Below are 25,720 nucleotides of genomic sequence, written 5' to 3' on the forward strand. Positions count from 1 at the left end.
GAATGTGCGGAATTGCGGGCATTTTCCACCTTGAAACGGCCAAGCCGGTCGATCCGGCGCGGGTCGGGCTGATGCTGGACGCCATGCCGTGGCGCGGGCCGGACGACAGCGGCATCTGGACCGCGCCCGGCGTCGGGCTGGGCCATCTGCGCCTCTCGATCATCGATCTGGGCAGCGGCGCGCAGCCCATGTTGACGGAGGATGACAGCCTGGCCGTCGTCTTCAACGGCGAAATCTATAATTTTCGGGAAGTCCGCACGGAACTGGAGGCCAAGGGCCACGTCTTCCGCACGCATAGCGATACGGAGGTCATCCTGCACGGCTATCGCCAATGGGGCGAGGCCTGCGTAGAGAAGTTCAACGGCATGTTCGCCTTCGCCCTGTTCGACGCGCGGGCGCAGGCGCTCTGGCTGGTGCGCGACCGGCTGGGGGTGAAGCCGCTCCATTATGCGCTGCTGTCCGACGGCAGCCTGATCTTCGGTTCGGAACTGAAGAGCCTGCTCGCCCATCCCCTTTTGCGGCGTGCGCCGGACCTGTCGGCGGTCGAGGATTATCTCGCTTACGGCTATGTGCCCGACGACGCCTGCCTGGTCGCAGGCGTGCGCAAGCTCGGCGCGGGCGAGACGCTGCGCATCGTGCGCGGGCGGCCCCTGCCGCAGCCGCAGCGCTATTGGGACGTCAGCTTCGCCGACCGCAGCAGGGCGAAGCCGGAGGCGCTGGAGGAGGAACTGGTCGCGCTGATGCGACAGGCGGTCCGATCCCGGATGGTGGCGGACGTGCCGCTGGGCGCCTTCCTGTCGGGCGGAGTGGACAGCAGCAGCGTCGTTGCGCTGATGGCGGAGGCGTCGAAACAGGCGGTCAAGACCTGCACCATCGGCTTCGACGTCAGGGAACTGGACGAGACCGCCTATGCCGACAGGGTGGCGCGGCGCTTCGCCACCGACCATCGCACCCGCATCGTATCGCCCGATGATTATGGGCTGATCGACACGCTGGCGCTCCATTTCGACGAACCCTTTGCCGATGCTTCCGCGCTGCCGACCTACCGGGTGTGCGAACTGGCGCGGGAGCAGGTGACGGTCGCGCTCTCCGGAGACGGCGCGGACGAGGCCTTTGCCGGCTATCGGCGGCATCGGTTCCAGATGCAGGGCGAAAGGCTGCGCTCGCTGATCCCGGCTTCGGTGCGGCAACCGCTGTTCGGGACTTTGGGCCGCTGGTATCCCAAGGCCGACTGGGCGCCCCGCCCCCTGCGCGCGAAATCGACCCTGCTCGAACTGGCGGGGGAGGGCGGGGAAGCCTATGCCGCATCGGTCGGCGTGACGCCCCATGCGCTGCGGCAGCGGATGTTCAGCCAGGACATGAAGACCCGGCTCGGCGCCTATCGGGCGGAAGATCGCTATATCAGGACCATGGCGGAGGCGCCCGCGCGCGATCCGCTGGACCGGGCGCAATATGCCGACATTCGCATATGGCTGCCGGGCGACATCCTGACCAAGACCGACCGGATGAGCATGGCCGTCAGCCTGGAGGCGCGGGAGCCCCTGCTCGACCACCGGCTGGTCGAGTTCGCCGCGCGGCTCCCCGTGGCGCAACGGATTCGCGGGAACAGCGGCAAATATCTGATGAAGAAGGCGATGGAGCCTTTCCTGCCGCAGGACATACTCTACCGCCCGAAAATGGGCTTCGTGACCCCGATCAGCGCCTGGTTCCGTGGACCCTTGGCCGGGGAGGCGACAGCGATCGCCGGAGGATCTGCATTGGCGAAGACCGGCTGGTTCGACGCGAAGATGCTGGGCAAGATCGCGGCGGATCACAAGGCCGGGCTGGCCGATCATGGGCGGCTGCTGTGGCAGTTGCTGATGCTCGACAAGGCTTTGGGAAGGTTGTTTGCGCTTTGATCCGGACGATGCACGCCCCTGCGAAGGCAGGAGCCCGATCGCAAGGTCAGAGCCGGGTTCCCGCCTTCGCAGGAACCCGTTGATCTCCATTCAAACTCTTGAAAGCTGCTCCGACCAGTGCCAACGGAGCGGACACGCCAAGCTGATCAGGGTCCATAAGTGACAGTCTCCAAGGAAATATTGCGGGTGCGCCTGTACCTGCTGTGTCTGCTGGGGGACATGGCGGGGCTTTTCCTGTCCTTTCTGCTCGCCAATTATCTGGTGCTGGGCGCATGGCTGGGCGAACCGGGCAAGCCGCACGGCATCGTCATGTTCGCGATGATCGCGCCGCTTTACGTGCTGCTCGGCGTGCAGGGGGGCGCCTATGGCATCCATATGCTGGAGGATCTGCGGCGCGGCATTTTCCGGGGGTTGATGGCGCTGGCGCAGGCGGCGATGCTGATGCTGCTGATCGTCTATCTGGGGAAGATCGCGGAACAGCTTTCGCGTCTGACCTTCATCGTCGGCCTGGGCATTTCGGCAGTTGGCGTGGCTGCCGTCCGACTCGCCATCGGGCGGCTCGGCGCGCATCTGCTGGGCGAGGTGCCGCATCTGACCGTGGTCATCATGGACGGCGTGACCATCGACACCGGCCCGCACATGCATGTGATCGAGGCTGGGGCAGCCGGCCTGCAGCCCAAGGGGCATGATGCGGACATGGCGGCGCGGCTCGCCGCCGCCGTGGGCATGGCGGAACGGGTGATCGTCGCCTGCCCGATGGAGCGGATGGACGACTGGTCGGTGGCGCTAAAGTCCCTGTCGGCGCGGGGCGAGATCGTCGTGCCGGAACTGCTGCGCTTCGCCCCGGCGCGGGTGGACGAGTTCGACGGTCAGCCGACGATCATCGTCGCGGGCGGGCCGTTCCAGTTCCGCGACCGCCTGATCAAGCGATTCTTCGACATCGTCGTCGCGACGGCGGCCACCATCGCGCTTTCCCCGGTGCTGATCGCGGCGGCGCTGGCGGTGAAGCTGACCAGTCCCGGCCCGATCATCTTCCGCCAGCCGCGCATCGGCCGCGACGCCCGGCCGTTCAACATCTATAAATTCCGTTCCATGCGGACGGAGGCGAGCGACCGGAAGGCCGACAAGCTGACGGCGCGCGATGACGATCGGGTGACGGCTGTGGGCCGTTTCCTGCGCAAGACCAGCATCGATGAGCTGCCGCAACTGTTCAACGTGCTGCGCGGCGACATGAGCATCGTCGGCCCGCGCCCCCATGCGGCCGCCGCGAAGGCCGGCGACCGCCTCTATTGGGAGGTGGACGAGCGCTATTGGGAGCGGCATTGCATCAAGCCGGGCATGACCGGACTGGCGCAGGTGCGCGGCCATCGCGGATCGACCGACCATCATCAGGACCTGATCGACCGGCTCCAGTCGGACCTGGAATATGTCACCAAATGGTCGATCTGGCGCGACCTGCGCATCATCGTCGCGACCATCGGCGTGCTCGTGCACCACAAGGCCTATTGAGGGATGGGCCTGTTGACGGACAGCATCGACCTGATCGCGGCCCTGGCGCTGCTGCTCTCGCTGGTGGCGGTGGCTTGGCCGTTTCTCTTCTACCCCCTGATCCTGCGCCTGCTGCCGACAAAGGCGGAGCAGCCGGCCGCTGGGCCGCCGCCATCCGCATCGCTGCTCTTCTGCGCTTATAATGAGGCAGCGGCGATGCCGGAAAAACTGGCCAATCTGGCGATGTTGAAGGCGCGCCATCCGGCGCTGGAAATACTGGCCTTCGACGACGGCTCGTCGGACGAGACGGCCGCGCTGATCGAAGCGCGGGGCGATCTGGTGACGCTGCTGCGCGGGCCGGGGCGCAGCGGCAAGGCGCATGGCATGAAGCTGCTGGCGGCGCGGGCGCAGGGCGATGTGCTGATCTTCACCGACGCCAATGTGATGCTGGACCCCGACGCCATCGACAATCTGCTGGCGCGCTATGCCGACCCGGACATCGGGGGCGTGCTGGGGTCCCTGCATTATATGGGGGACGGGGAAAGCGCCACAGCCTCGGTCGGGTCGCTCTACTGGCGGATCGAGGAACGGTTGAAGGACGAGGAATCGCGCACCGGCAATGTGCTGGGGGCCGACGGGTCGATCTTCTCCATCCGCCGGGCGCTCTATCCGGACTTTCCCGACAGCGTGCTGGACGATCTGACGGTGTCGATGGCGGTGGTCTTCGCCGGCAAGCGGCTGGTGAAGGCGAAGGACGTGATCGCCCGGGAGCGGCTGGTGGCGGCGCGTGGCGACGAATATCGGCGCAAGGTCCGCATCGCCGCCCGCGCCTGGCATACGCACAGCCATTTGCGGCCGCAATTGCGACGGATGCGCGGGGTCGACAGGTTCAAATATGCCTCGCGCAAGATCGTGCGATGGTTCGGCGGTCTCTTCATACTGACGGGGATCGTCGCGGCGGGGACGCTGGCGATGCGGATTTCCCCGATGCTCTACATGGTTGGCGGGCTGACCGGAGTATTCATCCTGTGGCGCGGGCTGCGGTCCAGGGGCGGACCCTTCGCGGCGGCGGTGGACATCGTACTCGCCTATTTCGCGACCTTGCAGGGCGTGGCCAAGGCGATGACGGGGCGAACCGTGACTATCTGGAACCCCGCCAAGTCGCGCTGATTCCCGCCTTTGCGGGATATCGGGCCTGATGGGCCACGCACAACGGAATCGCTCGCCAAAGCGGCGGCATATTGTATAGGCCGGTGCCAACTGCTTTTTGGAGCCAAGGCGTGATCACTTTCCAGCGGGTGGCGAAAGCCGCCGGCAAGCATCTGACCCGGACAATGCTGGCCGTGCGCAAGGCCATGGGCGCGCGGGCGAACCGGGCCTGCCCGGCCTGTGGGCAGGCGGTGGTGGGGTTTTTCCGCTATGGCGACAATGCCGAATGGGGCTGTCCGAACTGCGGCGCTTCCCCGCGCGAACGGTTGATGAACCATCTGATCGCGGGCCATGTGCTGACCGTGCCGGAACAGGGCGCGGTGCTGCACATGGCGCCCAATGAAGGCAGCCTGGTGCGCCGCTTCTCCACCGCCGCTGACTATACCCCCGCCGATCTCGATCCCGGCCGCTACCATGTGCCGAACATGCGGCGCGTCGACCTGATGGCGCTCGATGCCAGCGACCGCTACGACCTTTTCTATGCCAGCCATGTGATGGAGCATGTGCCGGACGATCATGCCGTGCTGCGCAACATCCATCGCGCGCTGAAGCCCGGCGGCGAAGCCTGGCTGATCGTCCCATTATGGGACAGGCCGACCGAGGATGGCAGCTTCGACATGCCTCCGCGCGAACGCGAACGGCGTTTCGGCCAATGGGACCATGTGCGCCAATATGGCCCGGATTTTGCCGACCGCATCCGGGCCGCCGGCTTCGATCTGGAGGAGATCGACGCCAGCGCCATCGACGCCGATACCCGGCATTATTTTGCGCTGGACGACAGGCTGTTCCGCGCGCGCAAGCCGCTCGCGACCGGCGCCCGGTGAGCATGCCGCCCGGCAGCGCGCTTGCCCGGATGGAGGGGTCGGCGCGCATCCTTGCCCTGATCAAGCTCGCCAATGTCGCGCTGACCCTGATCTGGGGCTTTGCCGTCACCTATGTGTTCGTGCGCGCCCTGCCGCTGCGCGAGTTCCAGTCCTTCCTGCTGCTGGTGGCGTTCGGCAATTTCACCATCTCCGCCGAGTTCGGCCTGACGAGTATCGTCTATGCGCGGCTGCGGCGGCATTGGTTGGGGAATTTGGGGCCGGCGAATTTGGGGCCGGGGAATTCAGGACCGGGCCAGGACGGGGCGGGCGGATTCCGGCTGGAGGAAATGGGCGTCCTGTTCCTGTTCCTTGGCCTGCTGATCGTCGGCGGCCTGGCGATCCTGTCGGTTTCACTGGCGGCGGGCGGATTGCGCACGGGCATGCCGCTGCTGTTCCTGCTCTTCTTCCTCTCCGCCTGTCTCAACCTGCCCGCGCTGCTCACCAAAAGGGCGCTTGCGGCGGTGGACGGCAATTTCCTCTGGGAAGCGCTGGATTGCCTGCGCCGGGTGATGACCATCGCGCTGCTGCTGTTCATCCTGCAAGGACTGGACCCGCGCGTCTCCGTCGCCCTGCAACTTTGCGTGAGTGCGGCGGTGATCGGCTATGCCATCGCCCTGGTGCATCGGCGCCTCGGCATGGAGGCGCGGCACTGGCTGTCCTTCAGGGTTGGTGGCGGCCATGTCAGGCGCCATTATCTGCGGGACATCGGCGCATCGGCTGCCTTCACCATTTCCGAAATCCTCGCCTATAACGCGCCTTATTTCACCATCGCCGCCGCGACCCATGACGCGCGGCCGATGTTGATCTTCGACTTTTTCTTCAAGATGTCCCGCTCGCTTTCCATGCTCGTCAGGGCGACCGTGGAGGCGGCCTTGCCCCGGATCACCCGCGCTTTTCATGCGGGCGACGGGGTAAGGCTGCGTCAGTTGATGGTGCGGGCGCTTGGCGCGGCGCTTTTCTTCGCGCTCGCCGCTTCGGCGGCCTTGCTGCTGCTGGGTGAATGGCTGTTCGCAAAGCTGTTCGACGGCCGCGCGGCGATCGACCGGATCGACCTGCTGCTGATCGGCGGGGCGCTGCTCGCGCTCGCCCTGATCTGCGTGTCCGTCTATGTGCAGGGCGCGCTGGGACGGTTCACGCTGCTGCTCGGCCGATCCTTGCCCTTCCTCGCCGGTTCGCTGCTCAGCGTGCCGCTGGCCCGGATATTCGCGCCTGAGCGGTTCGACCTGCTGTTCCTGATCCTCTACACGCTGACCCTGTTCGCCACCGCATTCATCCACGGCCTTTCCCTGCGCCAGTTGATGGGGAAGCGCGCATGAAGGTCGCGATGTGCGATCCGTCGCTCTTCACCGGCCGCTATGACGACAGCCTTTGCGCGGCTATGGCGGCAGAGGGCGTGGACGTCACCCTGCTCGGTCGACCGATGCGGGAGACGGATGCCATCGTGCCGCAGGGCTATCGCTATGAGCCGCGCTTCTTCCGCCGGAGCGAGACCCTGCGCCAGCGCATCGGTGAAGGTCGGGTCTTCCGCCTGCTCAAGGCCGCAGAATATGGACTCAGCTGCGCGCTGGGCGACCTCGCCCCACTGGCCAGGGCCGATGTGGCGCACATGCAATGGCTGCCGCTTGCGCCCGCCGACCGGATCATGTTGCGGCGGTTGAAGGGCAGGACCGCGCTGGTCCATACCGTGCACAATGCCGATGCCTATCATGCCGACGCCGGGGTGCAGGGCAGGGGCTATCGCGGCCTGCTCGACATGTTCGACGCGCTGATCGTCCATGGCGGGACGACGCGGACCGCGCTGGAACGGCAGGGCATCGATCCGAAACGCATCCATGTGACGCGGCATCCGCCGATGCGACTTGCGACGGCGGGGACGGAGGATCTGGCGCAGGTGCCCGACGCTGTCCTGCCGCGCCTGCTCTTCTTCGGCACGATCCGCCCCTATAAGGGCGTCGACCTGCTGCTCCAGGCATGCCTGTCGCTCTGGAGCGCCGGGCATCGTTTCGAACTGGTGCTGGCGGGCAAGCCGTTCATGGACATCGCCCCGCTGCTCGACAGCGTCCATGCCGCCGGCTTTGGCGAGCGGCTGATCGCCGATCTCGCTTTCCTGACCGAACAACGGCTCGACGCCCATATGGCGAAGGCGGACATATTGGTCTTCCCCTATCGGCATATCGACAGCAGCGGCGCTTTCCTGTCGGCCCTGCACCATGGCAAGGCGATGGTCACGTCGGACGCGGGCATGTTCGCCGGCCTGCCGGAGGAAGTCGCCGTCAGGACCCCGGCGGGAAATGCACCCGCGCTTGCGCAAGCCCTCTTGCCCCTCGTAGAAAGCGCGGCCATCAGGCAGGCTTTGGGAGCGCGCGCGCGCACCTATGGAGATTCAATGGGCAATTGGAAGGACATGGCGCTGGCCACCATCGCCATCTACCGCAGCGTGACCGGGAAATGAGCCGCCATGTCCGGGAACTGCGCGACCGGGCGCTGGCGGTGCGGCTGGCGCTGGCGGGGCGGGTGCATCAATATCCGGAAATCCAGGCGCTGCGCCGTTTCCTGAGCGCCTTTGCGGTCGATTGCGTGTTCGATGTCGGCGCCAACCGGGGCCAATATGCGACGATGCTGCGCAAGGATGCGGGCTTCGACGGCACGATATTGTCCTTCGAGCCCAATCCGGACATCTTCTCCGAACTGGAACGGAATGCCTCGTCCGACCGTCAATGGCATGTGTTCAACATGGCCCTGTCGGATTTCGACGGCATGGCGAGCTTCAACATCATGGCGGCCGACCAGTTCAGTTCGCTGAAGACGCCGTCCGGGGAACAGGACGCGATCTTCGTCGAACGCAACAGGGTGACGCGCTCGGTCGACATGCAATGCCGCCGGTTGGAAAGCCTGCTGCCCGAACTGAAGCGCGCCCATGGCTTCACCCGACCCTTTCTCAAGATGGATACGCAGGGGCATGACCTGTCCGTCTGCGAAGGCGCAGGCGATGCGCTCCACGACATGGCGGGGGTGCAGACCGAACTCGGTGTCCGGCCGATCTATGAAGGCGGGACCGGCTATCGCGCGATGATCGACTGGCTGGCGGAGCATGGCTTCGTCCCCTCCGCCTTCTTCGCCAACAATAAGGGGCATTTCCCCCTGCTGGTCGAGATGGACGGCATTTTCGTCAATCGGGCGCTGCTGCCGCAGGAAGGCTGATGTTCAATCGGTTGCGCCCCATCAGTGCCACCCGTCTGCTCCTTGCGGGCGCGATCGGGCTGACGCTCTGGCTGGGCGCGACCTTCCTCTGGCATGTGACCTACCGGCAGGGCATCAGCCTGGCGGTCATCCTGTTCCTCGATCAGGATTTTCCGGCGCTTCTGGGCGCATTGCTGCTGCTGACGCTGGCCGCCCCCTTTGCGGAGGGTCTGGGCTGGCGCCTGCCTATGCCGCGCGCGCGCATAATGGTGCCGCTGGTGCTGCTGTTCGGCCTGATCGCCTGGGCGGGCCATTACTGGCTGTTCCAGGACTATTCCATCTCCCGCGACGAGGAGGTCGCCCGCTTCGCCGCCGCCTATATGCGGGAGGGTTTCCTGGCCCGCCCGATCCCGATGGAGTGGGAGGCCTATCGCCGGGCGATCATGCCCGAATTTTTCTCTCCCTTCGGCGCGGCGGATTATTGGACCGCGGCCTATCTGCCGGTGAACAGCGCGATCCAGGCGCTGTTCTGGCAATTGGGCGACCCGAATCTGGCCGGGCCGGTGCTGCTGATGGCGGGGCTGTTCGCGCTGTGGCGGGTGGCGCTGCACCTTTTCCCCGACAGGCCCGACGCGGTCTGGGTGACGATGCTGCTGGGCCTGTCTTCGGCACAGCTCTGGGTCACGGCGATGACGCCCTACGCCATGACCGGGCATTTCGCGCTCAACATGATCTGGCTGGCGCTGGTGCTGCGCGGCGGGCTGATCGGGCATCTGAGCGCCGGGGTAGTCGCGCTGGCGGCGGCGGGGCTGCACCAATGGCATTTCCCGCCGATCTTCATCGCGCCCTTCATTCTCTGGATGCTGCTTGGGAAACGGTGGAAGGTCGCGATCTTCCACATCCTCGTGCTGGCTGCCATCGTCATAGTCTGGGCGAAGCTATGGCCGGCCTTCCTGACGCATGTGCTGGGGCAGCCGACCGACGTGCGTCCTTCCGCAGGCGTGGCGGACAAGGTGGGCAGCCTGTTCGAGCGGTTGGGCGACCGCTGGCAGCCGCTGGTGAATCTCAGCCGCTTTGCCGCCTGGAACAATATATTGATGGTGCCGCTGGCGACGCTGGGCGTCTTCGCGATGCGCTGGCGCAAGGCGATCCGGGGGCAGGAGATCGCGCTGCCGCTGGCGCTCGGCTGCTTCGCCGGATGCGCCCTCGCCCTGGCGCAGGGCTATGGCTGGGGCTATCGCTACGCCCATGGCTTCATCGGGCCTTTCTGCCTGCTGGCGGGCCTTGGCTGGGCGCGTTTCCGGACCGGCGCCATGCGCCCCATGTTCCTGGGCGCGGCCATAACATTGCTCAGCAGCGCCTTTCTCGTGTGGCGGACGCACGGCTTCGTTGCGCCCTATGCCGCAAGCCACAGGATGATCGACGCTTCCAGGGCCGATGTCGTGCTGGTCGACCCGCGCGGCGGGCTTTACGTGACGGACCTGGTGCGGGGACGCAACGGCGTGCCGGGCAAGCCGATGGTGATGAACCTCGGCATGCTGACGCTCGAGCAGGTGGACAATCTCTGCAGGAATTATGTGGTGGAGCTGTTCGACCGCGCGGAGTTCCGGCCCCTTGGCGTACCGCTGGCGCGATGGAATCTGGGGCGCATGGACGCGCTGCGGGCGCATATGAAGGAAGAGGGCTGCGACAAGCCGGTCCAGCCGCCGCTGCCGGAGACGGAGGAAGAAGCGTTCAACGCGGCGGGGGCTGTGCTTTGATCCTGTCGTCGTCCCAGCATTGAGCGGCCAGCATTGAGTGGCCAGCATTGAGCGGCCAGCATTGAACGGCCGGCATTGAACGGGATGACGCCATGTTGGCCGCCGCTACTGCCCCTTCACATAGACCCGCTTGCCGCCGATCCACGTCTCCAGCACTTGCGTCCCGCGAATCTCGACCGGGCTTGACGTGGAAATATCCCGGTCGATCAGCAGGAAATCCGCCCGCTGCCCCGGCACCAGACTGCCGAAGCGCTTTTCCGCGAAGCCCGCATAGGCTGCCGTCCTGGTGAAACCGTCCAGCGCCGCCTCGAAGCTTACCCGCTGTTCCGGCATCCATCCGCCCGCCGGCTGCCCCGATGCATCTTCCCGCGTCATGGCGGCGGCGATGCCGGGGAAGGGATTGGGGCTTTCCACCGGCACATCCGACCCGAAGGCCAGCGGCACGCGATTGTCCAGCATCGCCTTCCACGCATAGGCGCCCTTCAGCCGCGCCTCGCCCAGCCGCGCCGTGGCCATGCGCCAGTCGGAGGTCTGATGCACCGGTTGCATCGACGCGACGATGCCATATTGCCCGAAGCGCGGCAGTTCCGCCGGATCGACGATCTGCGCATGCTCGATGCGCCAGCGCCGGTCGCCCTTGTAGGTTTCGCTGAGTTCCTGCACCGCATCCAGCACTTCGCTGTTCGCCGCGTCGCCGATGGCGTGGACCGCGATCTGGAAATTGTCCATCGCCGCCCGGCTCATGATGTTGCGAAGCTGGGTGGACGGGATCATCGCCAGGCCGCGCTGCCCCGGCGCATCGGCATAGTCCGCCTTCAGCCAGGCCCCCCGCGATCCAAGCGCGCCATCCAGGATCAGCTTGACCCCGCCCATGCGCAGATGATCGTCATAGAGCCAGGGCGTCGGCTCAGGCCCGGCGATCAGCACCATATTCTCAAGGCCATAGGCGTAGGACATGATCCGCACCCGCAGCGCGCCGCGGTCCGCCGAACGGCGAAAGGCCTGCCAGTCGTCGATGCTGGTGCCCATGTCGGCAATGCCGGTAATGCCTTGCCGCAGCAGCGCCTGCTGCGCCTTCTCCAGCGCGATGTCGCGATCCTTGGGCGCCGGCGGGGGCACGACGCGCGTGATCAGATCCATCGCCTTGTCGACGAACACGCCCGCGGGCCTTCCCGCCGCCATTTCGATCCGGCCGCCGGGTGGCGCCTTGGTCGCCGCGGTGACGGCCGCCGCCTTGATCGCCAGCGAATTGGCCCAGCCCGCATGGCCGTCGACCCGTTCCAGCCAGACCGGAACGTCGCTGACCGCAGCATCCAGTTCAGCCGCCGTCGGAAAACGGCCCAGGCCCCAAAGCTCCTGATTCCAGCCCTTGCCGATGATCCATTTCCGGCCCGTATTGGCGGCGGCATAGGCCCTGATCTTCGCCTGCGCCTCCGCCAGCGATTTGGTTTCCGAAAGGTCCAGCGTGATCAGCGACAGGCCATAGCCCATCACATGCCCATGGGCGTCGATCAGCCCGGGGATCAGCGTCTTGCCGCCCGCGTCCAGCTTGAAGTCGGGGCGGCTGGGCTTTGCCTGCTCCGGCTCGTTCTTCTTCCGCTTCCGGGGGCGCGGCTGCTCCGGCTCCCGATAGCGGTCGGGCAACAGCTTATCCACCTTGCCCTCATCGTCGATGGTGAGCGCCCGGAAACGCACCACGCGGCCATTGGCATCCAGCGCGATGCCGTTCACATTGTCGATGATGCCCGAAGCCAGCGCAGGGACGGGCAGCGTCAGGGCAAGGGCGACGGCAATCCTGCATCCGTTCGCGCGGAGCTTGCCGCAGCGGCGCATTGTCCTTGGGTCAAGCCCGGGGCGGACGGCGCTGCTGGTCATGCCGGCCTTGTTCATGCCCGCGTGATCCGCCGAACGAGCGCGCTGGTGTCCTGCCGGTGGCCCCCCATGGCCTGCACGTCGGCATAGAATTGATCGATCAGCGCCGTCACCGGCAGGGTGGCGCCATTGGCCCGCGCTTCCTCCAGCGCCAGCCCCAGATCCTTGCGCATCCAATCCACCGCAAAGCCGAAATCGAAACTGTCCGCCGCCATCGTCTTCCAATGCTTGTCCATCTGCCAGCTTTGCGCCGCGCCGCCGGAAATCGCCTCGAACAATGTGTCGAGGTCCAGTTCAGCCGCCTGCGCGAACCGCAGCGCTTCGGCCAAGCCCTGCACAACGCCCGCGATGCAGATCTGGTTCACCATCTTGGCGGTCTGCCCCGCGCCTGCCTTCCCGACATGGACGATGCGCGGCGCATAGGCCTGCATGACGATCCGGGCGGCTGCGACCGCGGGCTCGCTGCCCCCGCACATGACTGCAAGGCTGCCCTTTTCCGCCCCGGCCTGACCGCCGGTCACCGGCGCGTCGACGCAATGCAGCCCCCGGCTCTCGCCCTCCACGAACAATTGCCGCGCGATCCGCGCCGACACCGTCGTATGGTCGATGAACAGGCCGCCCGGCTTCATCGAGCGAAAGGCGCCGTCGCGGCCCAGGGTGATCTGGCTCAGATCGTCGTCGGTGCCGACGCAACTGATGACGATCTCCGCATCCTCCGCGGCCTTGGCCGGGTTGATCGCGACCGCGCCGCCATAGGCCTCCGCCCAGCGCTTCGCCTTGCCGATGGAACGGTTGTAGACGGTCAGCTCATGCCCCGCCTTCGCCAGATGCCCCGCAATCGGGCCGCCCATGACGCCCAGGCCGATAAACGCGATTTTAGCCATATGCCTCGATCAGTTGGATGCGCGCCCGCAAGCCATAGGCAGAGTTTTCGGTCAGTGCCAGTTCCTTCCGAAGCAATTTTAAGCTAGGTGGCGCGCCATGAACACGCTGAGCAAGATAGAGAGCGCCGTGCCGCTGCCCATTTCCGTCGACGACATCCTCGCGGCGCGGGTGCGAATTTCCGGCTCCGTCGTGCATACGCCGACGCTGGTCAGCCAGACGCTGTCGGCCATGTTCGGCTGCAAAGTGTATCTGAAGTTCGAAAATCTCCAGTTCACCGCCGCCTATAAGGAACGCGGCGCGCTCAATCGCCTGCTCCAGCTGGATGAGGAGGCGAAGCGGAAGGGCGTGATCGGGGCTTCCGCGGGCAATCACGCGCAGGGCCTGGCCTATCACGGCAAGCGGCTGGGCGTGCCGGTCACCATCGTCATGCCCAACACCACGCCCACGGTGAAGGTCACGCAGACACAGGGTCATGGCGCCACGGTCGTCCAGTTCGGCGAGAAGTTCGACGATGCCTACGCCCATGCGCGGCTGCTGGAGGTCGAGCAGGGCCTGACCTTCGTCCATCCCTTCGACGAACCCGACATCATGGCGGGGCAGGGCACGGTCGCGCTGGAAATGCTGGAGGACGCGCCGGAGATCGACACGCTGATCGTGCCCATCGGCGGCGGCGGTCTGTTTTCGGGGGTGGCGACGGCGGCCAAGGCGATGAAGCCCGACATCAAGGTCTATGGTGTGCAGGCGGAGCTTTATCCGTCGATGTACGACTATATCAAGGGCGCCAACCTGCCCTGTGACGGCGATACGCTGGCGGAAGGCATTGCCGTCAGGGAACCGGGCGAACTCACCCGCCGCTTCGTCGAGCGGCTGGCGGACGATGTGCTGCTGGTCAGCGAGCGCCATCTGGAGGAAGCGGTGAGCCTGCTGCTCCAGATCGAGAAGACGGTGGTGGAGGGTGCGGGCGCCGCCGGCCTCGCGGCGCTGCTGACGCACAAGGAACTGTTTGCCGGGCGCAGCGTCGGGCTGATCCTGACCGGCGGCAATATCGATACGCGGCTGCTGGCCAATGTGCTGCTGCGCGACCTGGCGCGCTCGGGCCGGCTGGCGCGGCTGCGCATCATCCTGCAGGACCGGCCGGGCGCGCTGTTCCATGTGGCGCGGATCTTCGACCAGGAAGCGGTCAACATCCTCGAACTGTCGCACCAGCGGATCTTCACCAATCTTCCTGCCAAGGGCCTCAGCCTCGACGTGGAATGCGAGACGCGGGACGGCGCCCATCTGGAACGCCTGATCGCCGCCCTGCGGGCAGTGGGCTATGAGGTCGCACCGATCGAGGTCGCCTAGCCTGATTGAAGACTGCGCGAGCAGAAGGGTGGAAAGCGGACACCCATTTTATCCCTCTCCCTGGAGGGAGAGGGCTGCGCAGACTTGGCAGCTTGCTGCCTAGTCGTAGCTGGGTGAGGGGGTTGCAATCCAACGGATCGCACGGACCGCAGGCCCGCTCCCCTCTTCCAAATCAGCCTGGACTCCTTCGTCGCCAAGGCTTCCCGTCCTTCTCAAGGGAGAAGGAAGGTCTTGCACTGGCCACTTCCCGCAAAACCCGAAAATAAAGGGAGCCGGCGCGCAGTCCCATGCGCCGGCCCCCCATTTGCGTTGATGCCTTGCGACCCAAGGCTCTCAACGACTGCACCGTACAGACGGCGCAGCGATGCGTTATCCGTGCAGTTTCAGTGCCGTTTCCGCAACGCGCCGGCCCTGATAGCGTGCGCCCTCCAGTTCTTCCTCGCCGGGCTGGCGGCTGCCGTCGCTATCCGCCAGCGTGGTGGCGCCATAGGGTGATCCGCCGCGGACCTTGTCGACGCCCATCTGTCCGGCAAAGCCATAGTCCAGGCCGACGATCACCAGACCGAAATGCAACAGGTTGGTGATGATCGAGAACAGGGTGGTCTCCTGCCCGCCATGCTGGCTGGCCGTCGAGGTGAAAGCGCCGCCTACCTTGCCGTTCAGTGCACCGCGCGCCCAGAGGCCGCCTGCCTGGTCGAGGAAGGCCGCCATCTGGCTCGACATGCGGCCGAAACGGGTGCCGGTGCCGATGATGATCGCGTCATAATCCGCCAGCTCCGCGACAGTGGCGACCGGCGCTTCCTGATCGAGCTTGAAATGAGCGGCTTGCGCCACTTCCAGCGGCGCCGTCTCCGGCACGCGCTTGATGTCGACCTGCGCGCCGGCAGCCGCCGCGCCTTCCGCCACGGCCTTCGCCATCGTCTCGATGTGGCCGTAGGAGGAGTAGTAGAGAACCAGAACCTTTGCCATGAGTATCTCCATTTCGTCTAATGCATTGATCGTAAAAAGGTTTCGAAAAAATCGGCCGCCCGCGCAGAGGGAGGGGGGGAGAAGCGCGGGCGGCCTTTCGGCCCGTCCGGGGGAAGGGGACGGACCTTATTCGCTGTCCACCAGGACGATTTCGGCGTCCTCGATCGCCTTGATGGTGATGGGCGCGCCGCCGATGATCGCAGCGCCGTCACGCGCCTCGAAGATCTGGCCGTCGATCTCGATCCGGCCGGTCGCCGGAACCAGATAGAGATGACGTCCTTCGGCACTGTCGTAGGTCACGCTTTCGCCCGCCCTGAAGGTGCCGCCCAGCAGACGGGCGTCGGCGCGGATGCGCAGCGCTTCCACATCCTCGGCATGGCCGCTTGCCAGGACCAGCAGCTTGCCGGACCGGTCGCCCTTCGGAAAGGGCTTGGCGCCCCAGCTCGGCTGGCCGCCGCGACAGCGGGGCGTGACCCAGATCTGAAAGAGCGTCGTCGTCTCTTCTTCCAGATTATATTCGGCATGGCGGATGCCGGTGCCCGCGCTCATCACCTGGACGTCGCCGGCCTCGGTCCGGCCCCTGTTGCCCAGGCTGTCCTGATGGGTGATCGCGCCCTTGCGGACATAAGTGATGATCTCCATGTCCGCATGCGGATGCGGCGGAAAGCCGGAGCGGGGGCCGATTTCATCATCGTTCCAGACCCGGATCGCGCCCCAGTTCATGCGGGCGGGATCATGATAGTCCGCAAAGGAAAAATGGTGCCGCGCGTTCAGCCAGCCATGGTCGGCATGACCGAGGGACGCGAAGGGGCGGCGTTCGATGCGGCTCCCGACTGTCGTGCTCATATTCAGGCCTTTCGATTGCGATGCCGGAAGGTTCCGGCTTGCTTTCCGTCAATCTAGCGATCAGGATCGTTTCTTGAATAAGCAGCATTGAAACGGATTGTTTCCTTATGCGTCTTCCCGATTTCGAGGCATGGGCGATGTTCGCCGCCGTGGTCGAGCATCGCAGCTTCACCGACGCGGCCAAGGCGCTGAGCGTTTCCAAGGCCACCGTGTCCAAGGCGGTGACGCGGCTGGAGCAGCATCTGGATACCAGCCTGTTCAGCCGCACCAGCCGCCGTCTGGCCCTTACCGAAAGCGGCAAGCGGCTGGCCGAGCATGCGGCGCGCATCCTGTCGGAAGGGCAGGCGGCGGAGGAAGCGGCGAGGGACGAAACGGCCGAACTTTCCGGCACGGTCCGGCTGGGCGCGCCGATGACCTTCGGCCTGCTCCGCGTCGCTCCGCTGGTCGCCGAATTCACGAAGCAGAACCCGCAAGTGGACATCGACCTCCACCTGTCCGATGCGCGCATCGACCTCGTGGAAATGGGCCTGGATGCGACCATCCGCATTGCCGACATGCCGGACAGCTCGCTCCGCGCCCGGCGCCTGGCCGACGTCAAGCTGCATGTCGTGGCGTCGCCCGCCTATCTGGCGGAAAGGGGGCGCCCCACCCATCCGTCCGACCTCGGCAGCCATGATTGCCTCTGCTATTCCAATACCCCGACGCCCGACGTCTGGCGCTTTTCGGGCCCCGGCCAGCAGAATGTCGTGGTGCAGGTGCGCGCCCGGCTGACGGTCAACAGCGGAGAGGCGATGCTGCCTGCGCTGCGCACCGGCGTCGGCATTGCCCGGCTGCCCGATTTCATTGTCGGGGACGCGCTTGCATCGGGCGAACTGGAGGAGATTCTGGTCGACTGGCGGCCGCCGCCATTCGGCATCCACCTGGTCACGCCGCCATCGCGTCTGCGGCCGGCCCGGGTGGACGCCGTGCTCGATTTCCTTACCCGCCATCATGGCTGTTGAGGACTCGTTCCACAGGTGAATCCATCTTGACTCCATCTGAATCATTTCGGCTGCAAAATGTTGAAAACAGATTCAAAATCCCACGACTCGCGGATTCCTGCCGGTTAGCGAAAAATTAACCTTTGTCCTTCAGAAGTTTTTTGGTTAATGAATTGGAGCGGCCGTCGTTCTCTGGGGGTGAACGGGACTGCTACGCAAAGGGGCTTCACATGCGCGTGCTGCTAATCGAAGACGAACCGACAACCGCGAAGGCGATCGAGCTGATGCTCACGACGGAGGGGTTCAACGTCTATACGACCGACCTTGGCGAAGAGGGTCTCGACCTCGGCAAGCTCTACGACTACGACATCATCTGCCTGGACCTGAACCTGCCGGACATGCATGGCTATGACGTGCTCAAGAAGCTCCGCGCGGCGAAGGTGCAGACGCCGGTGCTGATCCTGTCCGGCGTGGCGGAAATGGACAGCAAGGTGCGCTCCTTCGGCTTCGGCGCCGACGATTATGTGACCAAGCCGTTCCACCGCGAGGAACTGATCGCCCGCATCCATGCGGTCGTGCGCCGGTCCAAGGGCCATTCGCAGTCGGTCATCCGCACTGGAAAGCTGGCGGTCAACCTGGACGCCAAGACCGTGGAGGTGGACGGCAACCGCGTCCACCTGACCGGCAAGGAATATGCGATGCTGGAGCTGCTTTCGCTCCGCAAGGGCACGACGCTGACCAAGGAAATGTTCCTGAACCACCTTTATGGCGGCATGGACGAGCCCGAACTCAAGATCATCGATGTCTTCATCTGCAAGCTGCGCAAGAAGCTGGCGCTGGCCTGCGGCGGGGAGAATTACATCGAAACCGTCTGGGGCCGCGGCTATGTGCTGCGCGATCCGGACGAGGCAGAGGAATTCGCGACCAAAGTCGCCTGATCCGAGCCATTGCGACAGGAAGAAAAGGCTGGCGATCCCGACAGGATCGGCGGCCTTTTTCATTTTTGCGCCTCTACGGGACGGGCTCCTGAAGCGTTTTCCAAGCAGATGGAATCATCTGCTGACTCGGAAAACGCGACAAAACAAAAACTTAGAGCAGTCGAGCCGATACAATCGGATAGGAATCCGCTCTTGAGCGCGCTGCGTTAAATCGGACGCAGCAAATGAACGTCGCGCAATCCAAACGGCCGAATGCCGATCGTCTGCTCAGGGCAGAAGCGAAATCACCGCCATTTATTGTTGGTGTCCGGCCCCTGTAACCGCGTCCGGAATCCGGGCCGCTTCGTCTCCGCCGATGGCCGGAACGCCTCGGGCACCTGATACCCCTCAGCCGGGCGATCGGCGGGGGTGCGACTTTTCACCACCTCCGGATTGATCTGCGCCTCCAGATGCACGCCGAAGCTCTGTCCCTTCCGCCATGCGATCTTTCCCTGCGCCGGCCGGCAGTCGGGCAGGAGGATGACGACGCTTTCCCCCACGGCAAGGTCGAGCTCGCACCGCCCGCCAAGGCCCATTTCCGACACGTCGCGAACGAGGATGTCGATCTCGCCATAATCCGGATGACGCATGCGCGCCTTCAGCAGCCGACGCTGGCGGTCATGCAGCCGCTTGGAGGCGAAATCGGAATCCGAAACGGACATTCAGTCCTGTATCTCTTCAATATCTGGTGCCGCGACGCACCTATGGCGACCCTTGGCTCCATTCGACACAGCCGGCCGGACCCATATGAAATGACGGTGTAGACATTCAGGCGCGCCATGAAAAGCGCCATCATCTTAAACCATTTATATCAAAGGCTTTTAGCGTTTCCTTCAGAAAGAGGGAAGGCCGGCGGCCCGATAAGGGTCGCCGGCCTTCGATCAGGCGGTGAGGCGGCAATGCGGCTGAAAGCCGGTCGGGGATATGTCGCCTCCGGGCGAGGTCAGTTGGCCGCCTGATCCGAAGCGGCCGAGCTGGTCGAACCCGAAGCCTGTCCGCTGCCCGAAAGCTGTCCGGAAGCATCGACGGACCCCAGGCCGCTCGCGCCGTTCGCCGCACCGTTGGCCGCGCCCGCAGCGCTGCCGGCGGCGTTGCCTGCTGCCGAACGTGTCCGGTTCACGGCGTTGGCGGCGCGGTCCCGCGCTGCTCCTGCGGTGGCGCTGGCGCGGTCCTTGGTTTCGGCGACGGTTCCAGCGGCCCGGTCCCGAGCCGCGCCGGCCGTGTTGCCGGCCTGGTCGCGCAGGCCGCCCACGGCATTGCGCACATCGCCTGTCCCCAGCGTGTCGGCCGTCAGGCTGCCGCCTGCCGATCCGCTGGCGGAGCCCGAAGCGCTGCCGCTGCGGCTCTTGCCATGGCGGCTGACCGATCCGGAGGCGGAACCGCTGCCGCTGCCATGGCCCGAACCGCTGGCGCCGACGCGGCCATTCTCCAGGTCGATGCTGCGGTCGAGGCCGACGCCGCCCGATCCGCCGAGCGTGCCGCCCAACGATCCGCCCGCGCCACCCAGCGCGCCGCCCAGGCCACCGCCCAGCATGCCGCCGCCACCGCCGCCCAGCAACTGGGCAGAGGCGGGCGCGGCCGTCAGGGCGGCAAGAGCGGCGGTTGCAATCAGGAACTTGACTTTCATCGATCGTCTCCTTGTTCGTTGTCGATCCGATGACAGGACAACGCGACGGCGATCGGATTTAATCCCAAAATGTCGGAAAAAACTTTCAAATCATTGAAAATCAATCATTATTTCTGCAATTGCCGCAAATGATGCTAAGGCCGGAGCCCCGCTTCGCCTCCGCCCGCAGGGCCGCCACGCTGCCCTTGGCGAACAGCCGTCCCGCCACCAGCGGCGCAGCGAAGGATGTACCGCGGACCTTACCCTTGCCGCCGTCGGCCCGGGCCGCATTCATGTCCGCCCCCGGCGCGGCGAAATCCACATGACGGGCCCGCCCCGCCTCGGGCAGGACGCGGCCCCGCCCGTCAATGCCGGTGACGGCGATCACCCCGGCATAGGATGCCGGATAGGCCGGCGGCGCGGCCGGCCCGTCATTGCCGACCGCCGCGACCACGGACACGCCACGTTCCCGCGCCAGTCGGATGGCGCCGGCCAGCAGGGGATTGTCCGGGCCCACCAGGCTCACCGTCACGACATCGGCCCCGCGCGCCGCCATCCAGCCAAGCGCCCGCGCCATGGCGAAGGCGCTGCCGCCCGCCGGGTCGTCCCCATAGACATCGGCCACCAGCAAGGGCGCGCCGGGCGCTGCGCCCCTTATGCTGCCCGTCCCGCTGATGAGGGAGGCGACCGCCGTCCCGTGCGCGCTGGCGCGGGGAGCCCCTCGGGCGAAACCCCGCTGTTCGACCGGGCCGGTCAGGCTGGGGTGCCGGGCCACCCCGCCGTCGATCAGCCCCGCCGCCTTGCCCCCAACCGACGCGGTTTCCGCAAGCGCGGCGGCGGCAAGACCCATGGAAGCGCCGCTGGGGAAATAGAGATTGTCGGCACTGGCCTGTGCTTCCGGAGCGAGGGATCGCACCTGCTTCAACGCACGCGACAGGCTGCTGCCCTGCGGCACGGTCAGGCGGGTCACGGCAAGGTCCAGCCCCTCTATGGCGGCATCTTCCACGCCATAGCCGGCGGAACGCAGCGCGGCGACGCTTTCCGGCCGCGCCCCGGTCAGCAATATGACGCCGCGCCGCGCCGGTTCGCGCCGGTCGTCCAGTTCCACCGAATCGGCATGCCGCCGCACCAGATCGTCGATCCGCGCTGCCCGCGCCGCCAACAGCCGATCGGCCAGCCGGGCAGGCGACAGCCGCTCAAGCCCGGCCTGATCCAGCGTTCCTTCCACCCGATCCATCACATGCGGCACGATGCCGCCTGCCTGGCCGCTCACCTGACCCAGGGCGCTGCCCGGCGAAGGCAGCAACTGGGCCTGCGCGCCCGGTGCGGTCAGAAGCAGGCCGGCAACGATCCATCGACGCGCGAATTTCATCTCGACCTCTCCATCGCCGGCACTTCCACCATCAGACTGCCTTCCGGTCCTTTCGCTCTCAAAATGATTCATTGCGAAAAAATTTCCGATACAAGATCCATGCTCAGGGATGAAACGTGCGGCGGCAGCCGTTTCATCCTTCAGGAAGCTGAATGGAGACCGGATGTCGTTCGAAAGCGATCTGTTGGCGATCCTGCCCCGGCTGCGGCGCTTTGCCGCCAGCCTGTCGCGGGATCGCGCCGATGCGGACGATCTCTGCCAGGCGGCGTTGGAAAAGGCGCTCCGGGCGCGCGATCAATGGCAGCCGGGGACGAGACTGGATAGCTGGATGTATCGGATCATGCGCAATCTGTGGATCGACGAGGGCCGCTCCCGGCAGCGCGCCGCCCGCACCTTCGCGCCGGAGGAGGCGGGCGAGCATGTCGGCCATGCGGGCGACCGCGATGTGGAGGCGCATGTCATGCTGTCCGATGTCGACCGCGCGATGCAAAGCCTGCCCGACGAGCAGCGGGAGGCCATCGCGCTCGTGCTGGTGGAGGGGCTGTCCTACCGGGAAGCGGCGGAGGTGCTGGACATTCCGATGGGCACGCTGACCTCGCGGCTGGTGCGCGGGCGCGGCGCTTTGATCGAACTGCTGGGGGAAGCGGCATGACGGACATGGACGAAGCCATGCTGATCGCCTTTGTCGACGGCGAACTGGACGAGGTGAACCGGCGGCGCATCGAGCGTGCCGTCGCGGAAGATCCGGCGCTGGCCGCGCGGCTCGACATGCATGTTCGCCTGCGGGAGCGGTTGGCCGGCCATTATGCGCCCATCGAAGCCGAGCCTGTGCCGGCCGCGATGCGGACCTTGTTGCAGGAGGATGCGAAGGTCGTCCCGTTCGCCCGTCCGGTCCAGGCGCGTCGGCGCGTCTGGGCCATGGGCGGCGCCATCGCCGCGAGCCTGCTGCTGGGGCTTGGCGTCGGGCATTTTTCCGGCGGGAGCGACGGTCCGATTTCAATAGAGCGGGGCACGATGGTCGCACAGGGCGAGTTGGCGTCGGCGCTCGAAACCCAGCTCGCTTCCGCGCAGGAGGAAGCGCCGATCCGCATCGGCCTCAGCTTCCGGCGCAAGGGCGGAGGATGGTGCCGCAGCTTCGAAGGGCAGGCCCTGTCGGGCGTCGCCTGCCGCGAGGGGCAAGGCTGGCAGGTGCAGCAGCTCATCCCCGGCGCGGGACAGGAAGTGGCCTATCGGCAGGCATCCTCGGGCGATGCGCGTCTTATGGCGACTGTCGATGCCTTGATGGACGGCTCCCCCCTCGATGCCGCGCAGGAAAAGGCGGCGAAGGACAGGCGGTGGCAATAGGATAGCGGCTGAAGGAAGGGTGGTATCGGACACCCGCTTTATCCCTCTCCCTTGAGGGAGAGGGCTGCGCAGACTTGGCAGCTTGCTGCCTAGTCGTAGCTGGGTGAGGGGGGCGCGATCCAGGGGATCGCGCGGGCAGCAGGCCCGCTTTCCCCTTGCCAATCAACTCAGCCCCCTTCGCCCCCAAGGCTTCCTGTCCTTCTTCCTCAAGGGAGGAGGAAGGTCTTAAAAGGGCCAAAGCCGGCCCCAATGGCACAGCAAGAACAGGCTAACGCATCCCCATGGCCGCTTCGCTCAAAACTCGAAATTCAACCGCCCATAATAAAATCCGCCGCTGGTCCCATAGGGCGAATATTGGTTGTAAAGGGAAAAGCCGTTGCCCTGTAGCAAAGTGGGCAGCTTGTCGGGATAGCTGTTGAACAGATTGTTCGCCCCCGCCGTCAGTTTGATGCCCTTGCGCAGTTCCATCCCCAGTTCCAGGTCGAAGATGACCTTGGGATCGATTTCCGCATCCAGGGAAGGCGTGGTCGGATGGACCATCGTCACCTTGCCGTAGCGCGTGGCGCGCAGGTTCAGGCTGGCAGGCCCCTTGGTCCAGAGGATGTTGGCGATGAACTTGTCGCGCGGCGTGCCCTTGGTGAAGTCGCCCTGTTTCGACCGGCCGATCAGCACCAGCTGGGAATTGGCCAGTACCGGCGGCACGGCATCGACATGGGTGAAGACGGTCTTGTTGAAATTGGCCGACAGGCTGAACAGCGCATTGCCCCAGTCGCCCAGGCCCGCCCGCCAGGTGCTGACCACGTCCAGTCCCCGCGTGCGGGTGTCGGCGGCGTTTGAGAAGTAGAAGCCGCCCGCCGAGGATGTGATGCCCGCCGCCGCCAACACGCTGCGCACGAGCGGGTCCTGCAGGGTTTCGGACAGCAGGATGCGGTCCCTGATCTTGATCTGATAGGCGTCGACCGTGATGTTGAGGCGCGGTGTTGGCGTGAGGACGATGCCGGCCGAAAGGTTTCTGGACTTTTCCGGCTTCAGCGCCGTGGCGCCAAGCGCGACGGCCGCGGCGGAATCGACCGGCAGCGCGGATACGGGCAGCAACACGCCGCCGACATTGATCGTGCTGGCGGAGGAATAATGCTGCTGTTGCAGGGTCGGCGCGCGGAAGCCGGTGCTGGCCGTGCCGCGCAGCGCCAGGCCGCGCACCGGCTCGATCCGCACCGACGCCTTGCCGGTGTCGGTGGTGCCGAAGTCGGAATAATCCTCATGCCGCCCGGCCAGCGCGACCTCGAACCCCTCCACGACCTGCTGTTCCAGGTTCAGATAGGCGCTCCAATTGTCGCGGCTCCATTTCCCGGCGGAGGAGAGGGGGAAACCCGTCACCCCCTGCGACCCGGATGTCCGCAGCACACCGGCATTGGGGCCGGTGGTCGACCGGTATCCGCCGTCGATATAGGAAACGGGGTCGCCCGCACCGATGGCATAGCCGTTCCAGCGATATTCCGCGCCCAGCGCCACCAGCAACGGTTCGGCCAGCCCCAGATCGACCGTCTTCTGAAGGTCGAGATTGGTGGTCCACTCCTTCGACGTGACGGCGCCGATATACATGTCGGTCGGGCTGGCCGGACCGAGCGAGGCGTTGATGACCGAGCTTTCCCGATATTTCACCCAGTTGCGGGAAAAGCTGCTGGACAGATCGTAATGGAATGTGTCGGACAGGTCGCCGCGCAGCCCCGCCGCAGTCTGGAAGTCCTCGTCATAGATGTGGAGATGCGGGCTGTAGCCATTGGGGAACAGTTCGGGGATGTTGTTCGGCGCGTCGGGGAAGCGATAGGTCAGCCAGGCGTCGCTATGCCGGCGCGACGCCGTGCCGAACAGGTAAAGTTCGACCTGATCGCTCACCGGCAGCGACAGGTCATAGGCGAAGTTGATGCCCGACACCTGCGGCTGGCCGCCCCGGTTCACGTCGCGGTCGACGGTCGCCTCACGCGGGTCGAGCGCACCCGTGGCCGATGAATAGAGCTGGCCCACCCGCGCATAGAACTGGCCCGGATTGGGCGCGCTGCGATAGGTGCGGCCCTGAAGGAAGGCGTCCAGCGTGAAATGGACATGGCCACCGTCCCCGATGCCGAAGCCCTTGCTGATCTGGAACCGGCCCTGTTCGCCGCCGCCGTCCGCCGTGGCCCCGCCCAGGAAGGACGCGCTGCCGCTGGCATCGCTCTTCAGCAGGATGTTGACCACGCCTGCGATCGCGTCGGACCCATATTGCGCCGACGCGCCGTCGCGCAGCACCTCGATCCGCTCGATGGCGGAGGAGGGGATAAGGTCCAGGTCGGGCGGCGACTGGCCGTTCTGGGTCGTGCCGTTGATGAACAGGGTCGCCGTATTGTGGCGCCGCTTGCCGTTCACCAGCACCAGCAACTGGTCGCCCGCAAGGCCGCGCAGCGACAGCGTCTTGACGGCGAAGCTGGCGCCCGCGCCGCTGTTCGACACGTTGATCGACGGCACCAGCGTGCCCAGCAGGTCGCGCACCGATTGCTTGCCGCTCGCCTCCAGGTCCCGGGCGCTCAGCACGTCGATGGGCGCCAGGCTCTCCGCGACGGTGCGCGTGGTCTGGCGGGTTCCCGTGACGATGATCGGGGCCGAGGCGTCGTCCCCATCGGCGGGCGCCATGGCGACCGGGGCCGCCGACGCCCCCGCCACGCCGACCTGCGCAAGCTGGACCGCCAGCGGACTGCGATGGGCGACGGTGCGGTTGGCCGGCACGGCGAGGGCGATGACGCCGACGCCCGCCTCGCTATGCTTGAGCGCGGTTCCGGCCAGCAGCCGTTCCAGCGCGTCTTCGGTCGACAGCCAGCCCTGCACGCGCCGGCTGCGGATCGACGCGACCTCGTCATAGGGGAAGAGGATGCGCACGCCCGACTGGGTCGAAAGCTGGCGCAGGGCGCTGCTCAGCGGCTGCGGGGCGATGTCGAACTTGTGCCGCTGCGACAGGGTGGCGTCCATTTTCGAGGAGGCCATCAGCTCCGTGGGCAAAACAAGGCATGTGGCGAGGGCGAACCCCGCCAGTGCATGGCGAATGCGCATCGATTGTTCCCCTGTTGCAGACGGCTTTTGCCGTTCCGACATCTTC

At 65.9% G+C, this 25,720-nt stretch carries 21 protein-coding genes; 13 read left to right on the plus strand and 8 right to left on the minus strand.

Annotated elements, in window-relative coordinates; genetic code table 11:
• The first annotated feature begins 2 nt into the window (after positions 1–2).
• From A0J57_RS13315 to A0J57_RS13350, 8 genes are all read left to right on the plus strand, one after another.
• Entirely contained in the window at positions 3–1,898 is a 1,896-nt protein-coding gene (locus A0J57_RS13315) for an XrtA/PEP-CTERM system amidotransferase (protein WP_044661867.1), read from the plus strand.
• Between the two features lie 159 nt (positions 1,899–2,057).
• Positions 2,058–3,407, plus strand: a complete 1,350-nt coding sequence (locus A0J57_RS13320) for a sugar transferase (protein ID WP_048575347.1) — start codon at positions 2,058–2,060, stop codon at positions 3,405–3,407.
• A 12-nt stretch (positions 3,408–3,419) separates the two neighbouring features.
• Positions 3,420–4,556, plus strand: a complete 1,137-nt coding sequence (locus A0J57_RS13325; RefSeq protein ID WP_229742607.1) for a glycosyltransferase family 2 protein — start codon at positions 3,420–3,422, stop codon at positions 4,554–4,556.
• A 110-nt stretch (positions 4,557–4,666) separates the two neighbouring features.
• Positions 4,667–5,419 (plus strand): bifunctional 2-polyprenyl-6-hydroxyphenol methylase/3-demethylubiquinol 3-O-methyltransferase UbiG, encoded by a 753-nt coding sequence (locus A0J57_RS13330; RefSeq protein ID WP_061936247.1) that lies wholly within the window; start codon positions 4,667–4,669, stop codon positions 5,417–5,419.
• 2 nt (positions 5,420–5,421) lie between these two features.
• Positions 5,422–6,774, plus strand: a complete 1,353-nt coding sequence (locus A0J57_RS13335; RefSeq protein ID WP_235600873.1) for a hypothetical protein — start codon at positions 5,422–5,424, stop codon at positions 6,772–6,774.
• Positions 6,771–7,910 (plus strand): glycosyltransferase family 4 protein, encoded by a 1,140-nt coding sequence (locus A0J57_RS13340; protein WP_061936250.1) that lies wholly within the window; start codon positions 6,771–6,773, stop codon positions 7,908–7,910. Before A0J57_RS13335 ends, A0J57_RS13340 begins: the two co-directional genes overlap by 4 nt.
• The gene (locus A0J57_RS13345) at positions 7,907–8,659 is read left to right on the plus strand and encodes an FkbM family methyltransferase (protein WP_061936253.1); all 753 of its coding nucleotides are present in this window, start codon (positions 7,907–7,909) and stop codon (positions 8,657–8,659) included. Before A0J57_RS13340 ends, A0J57_RS13345 begins: the two co-directional genes overlap by 4 nt.
• The gene (locus tag A0J57_RS13350; RefSeq protein ID WP_061936256.1) at positions 8,659–10,398 is read left to right on the plus strand and encodes a hypothetical protein; all 1,740 of its coding nucleotides are present in this window, start codon (positions 8,659–8,661) and stop codon (positions 10,396–10,398) included. The genes A0J57_RS13345 and A0J57_RS13350 overlap by 1 nt, the downstream gene beginning before the upstream one ends.
• Positions 10,399–10,503: 105 nt before the next feature.
• Here the strand turns inward: A0J57_RS13350 and A0J57_RS13355 are convergent, their stop codons facing one another.
• Both A0J57_RS13355 and A0J57_RS13360 read right to left on the minus strand, forming a co-directional pair.
• A complete protein-coding gene (locus tag A0J57_RS13355) occupies positions 10,504–12,231 on the minus strand; it encodes an amidohydrolase (RefSeq protein ID WP_061936386.1) in 1,728 nt (575 codons plus the stop codon).
• Positions 12,232–12,284: 53 nt separating this feature from the next.
• Positions 12,285–13,154 carry an NAD(P)-dependent oxidoreductase gene (locus A0J57_RS13360; protein WP_025549659.1) on the minus strand — a complete coding sequence of 290 codons (870 nt, stop codon included), beginning with the start codon at positions 13,152–13,154 and terminating at the stop codon, positions 12,285–12,287.
• Between the two features lie 97 nt (positions 13,155–13,251).
• Between A0J57_RS13360 and A0J57_RS13365 the strand changes: the two genes are divergently transcribed.
• Positions 13,252–14,499, plus strand: coding sequence for a threonine ammonia-lyase (locus A0J57_RS13365; RefSeq protein WP_044661875.1), 1,248 nt, complete (start codon positions 13,252–13,254; stop codon positions 14,497–14,499).
• Between the two features lie 369 nt (positions 14,500–14,868).
• Here A0J57_RS13365 and wrbA read toward each other — a convergent pair whose 3' ends face one another.
• Together wrbA and A0J57_RS13375 are read right to left on the minus strand one after the other, a co-directional pair.
• A complete protein-coding gene (wrbA, locus tag A0J57_RS13370) occupies positions 14,869–15,468 on the minus strand; it encodes an NAD(P)H:quinone oxidoreductase (RefSeq protein ID WP_061936259.1) in 600 nt (199 codons plus the stop codon).
• 126 nt (positions 15,469–15,594) lie between these two features.
• On the minus strand, positions 15,595–16,314 hold the full coding sequence (locus tag A0J57_RS13375; RefSeq protein ID WP_061936262.1) for a pirin family protein: 720 nt from the start codon (positions 16,312–16,314) through the stop codon (positions 15,595–15,597).
• Positions 16,315–16,421: 107 nt separating this feature from the next.
• On the opposite strand from A0J57_RS13375, the gene A0J57_RS13380 reads away from it, so the two are divergent.
• Together A0J57_RS13380 and ctrA are read left to right on the plus strand one after the other, a co-directional pair.
• On the plus strand, positions 16,422–17,315 hold the full coding sequence (locus A0J57_RS13380) for a LysR family transcriptional regulator (RefSeq protein WP_044661877.1): 894 nt from the start codon (positions 16,422–16,424) through the stop codon (positions 17,313–17,315).
• A gap of 209 nt (positions 17,316–17,524) precedes the next feature.
• Positions 17,525–18,232, plus strand: coding sequence for a response regulator transcription factor CtrA (ctrA, locus tag A0J57_RS13385; RefSeq protein WP_025549663.1), 708 nt, complete (start codon positions 17,525–17,527; stop codon positions 18,230–18,232).
• 284 nt (positions 18,233–18,516) lie between these two features.
• On the opposite strand, the gene A0J57_RS13390 is transcribed toward ctrA, so the two are convergent.
• The 3 genes from A0J57_RS13390 to A0J57_RS13400 all read right to left on the minus strand — a co-directional run bounded on the left by A0J57_RS13390 (position 18,517) and on the right by A0J57_RS13400 (position 21,249).
• Complete coding sequence (locus A0J57_RS13390) at positions 18,517–18,933, minus strand: hypothetical protein (RefSeq protein WP_048575340.1); 417 nt, start codon at positions 18,931–18,933, stop codon at positions 18,517–18,519.
• A 281-nt stretch (positions 18,934–19,214) separates the two neighbouring features.
• The gene (locus A0J57_RS13395; RefSeq protein WP_061936265.1) at positions 19,215–19,898 is read right to left on the minus strand and encodes a hypothetical protein; all 684 of its coding nucleotides are present in this window, start codon (positions 19,896–19,898) and stop codon (positions 19,215–19,217) included.
• A gap of 100 nt (positions 19,899–19,998) precedes the next feature.
• A complete protein-coding gene (locus tag A0J57_RS13400; protein WP_101756473.1) occupies positions 19,999–21,249 on the minus strand; it encodes a S8 family serine peptidase in 1,251 nt (416 codons plus the stop codon).
• Positions 21,250–21,412: 163 nt separating this feature from the next.
• On the opposite strand from A0J57_RS13400, the gene A0J57_RS13405 reads away from it, so the two are divergent.
• Both A0J57_RS13405 and A0J57_RS13410 read left to right on the plus strand, forming a co-directional pair.
• Positions 21,413–21,901 carry an RNA polymerase sigma factor gene (locus tag A0J57_RS13405; protein WP_044663090.1) on the plus strand — a complete coding sequence of 163 codons (489 nt, stop codon included), beginning with the start codon at positions 21,413–21,415 and terminating at the stop codon, positions 21,899–21,901.
• On the plus strand, positions 21,898–22,593 hold the full coding sequence (locus A0J57_RS13410; RefSeq protein WP_061936271.1) for an anti-sigma factor: 696 nt from the start codon (positions 21,898–21,900) through the stop codon (positions 22,591–22,593). The genes A0J57_RS13405 and A0J57_RS13410 overlap by 4 nt, the downstream gene beginning before the upstream one ends.
• Before the next feature lie 294 nt (positions 22,594–22,887).
• On the opposite strand, the gene A0J57_RS13415 is transcribed toward A0J57_RS13410, so the two are convergent.
• On the minus strand, positions 22,888–25,674 hold the full coding sequence (locus A0J57_RS13415) for a TonB-dependent siderophore receptor (RefSeq protein ID WP_061936273.1): 2,787 nt from the start codon (positions 25,672–25,674) through the stop codon (positions 22,888–22,890).
• Positions 25,675–25,720 lie beyond the last annotated feature (46 nt).

It is taken from the genome of Sphingobium sp. 22B (genome assembly GCF_001580035.1).
GTDB lineage: Bacteria > Pseudomonadota > Alphaproteobacteria > Sphingomonadales > Sphingomonadaceae > Sphingobium > Sphingobium fuliginis.

Bases quoted from the DNA above. Each gene is read 5' to 3' on its own strand.
- A0J57_RS13315 (WP_044661867.1), top strand. From the start codon at position 3: ATGTGCGGAATTGCGGGCATTTTCCACCTTGAAACGGCCAAGCCGGTC.
- A0J57_RS13335 (WP_235600873.1), top strand. From the start codon at position 5,422: ATGCCGCCCGGCAGCGCGCTTGCCCGGATGGAGGGGTCGGCGCGCATC.
- A0J57_RS13340 (WP_061936250.1), top strand. From the start codon at position 6,771: ATGAAGGTCGCGATGTGCGATCCGTCGCTCTTCACCGGCCGCTATGAC.
- A0J57_RS13345 (WP_061936253.1), top strand. From the start codon at position 7,907: ATGAGCCGCCATGTCCGGGAACTGCGCGACCGGGCGCTGGCGGTGCGG.
- A0J57_RS13350 (WP_061936256.1), top strand. From the start codon at position 8,659: ATGTTCAATCGGTTGCGCCCCATCAGTGCCACCCGTCTGCTCCTTGCG.
- A0J57_RS13355 (WP_061936386.1), bottom strand. From the start codon at position 12,231: ATGCGCCGCTGCGGCAAGCTCCGCGCGAACGGATGCAGGATTGCCGTC.
- A0J57_RS13360 (WP_025549659.1), bottom strand. From the start codon at position 13,154: ATGGCTAAAATCGCGTTTATCGGCCTGGGCGTCATGGGCGGCCCGATT.
- A0J57_RS13365 (WP_044661875.1), top strand. From the start codon at position 13,252: ATGAACACGCTGAGCAAGATAGAGAGCGCCGTGCCGCTGCCCATTTCC.
- wrbA (WP_061936259.1), bottom strand. From the start codon at position 15,468: ATGGCAAAGGTTCTGGTTCTCTACTACTCCTCCTACGGCCACATCGAG.
- A0J57_RS13375 (WP_061936262.1), bottom strand. From the start codon at position 16,314: ATGAGCACGACAGTCGGGAGCCGCATCGAACGCCGCCCCTTCGCGTCC.
- A0J57_RS13380 (WP_044661877.1), top strand. From the start codon at position 16,422: ATGCGTCTTCCCGATTTCGAGGCATGGGCGATGTTCGCCGCCGTGGTC.
- ctrA (WP_025549663.1), top strand. From the start codon at position 17,525: ATGCGCGTGCTGCTAATCGAAGACGAACCGACAACCGCGAAGGCGATC.
- A0J57_RS13390 (WP_048575340.1), bottom strand. From the start codon at position 18,933: ATGTCCGTTTCGGATTCCGATTTCGCCTCCAAGCGGCTGCATGACCGC.
- A0J57_RS13395 (WP_061936265.1), bottom strand. From the start codon at position 19,898: ATGAAAGTCAAGTTCCTGATTGCAACCGCCGCTCTTGCCGCCCTGACG.
- A0J57_RS13400 (WP_101756473.1), bottom strand. From the start codon at position 21,249: ATGAAATTCGCGCGTCGATGGATCGTTGCCGGCCTGCTTCTGACCGCA.
- A0J57_RS13405 (WP_044663090.1), top strand. From the start codon at position 21,413: ATGTCGTTCGAAAGCGATCTGTTGGCGATCCTGCCCCGGCTGCGGCGC.
- A0J57_RS13410 (WP_061936271.1), top strand. From the start codon at position 21,898: ATGACGGACATGGACGAAGCCATGCTGATCGCCTTTGTCGACGGCGAA.
- A0J57_RS13415 (WP_061936273.1), bottom strand. From the start codon at position 25,674: ATGCGCATTCGCCATGCACTGGCGGGGTTCGCCCTCGCCACATGCCTT.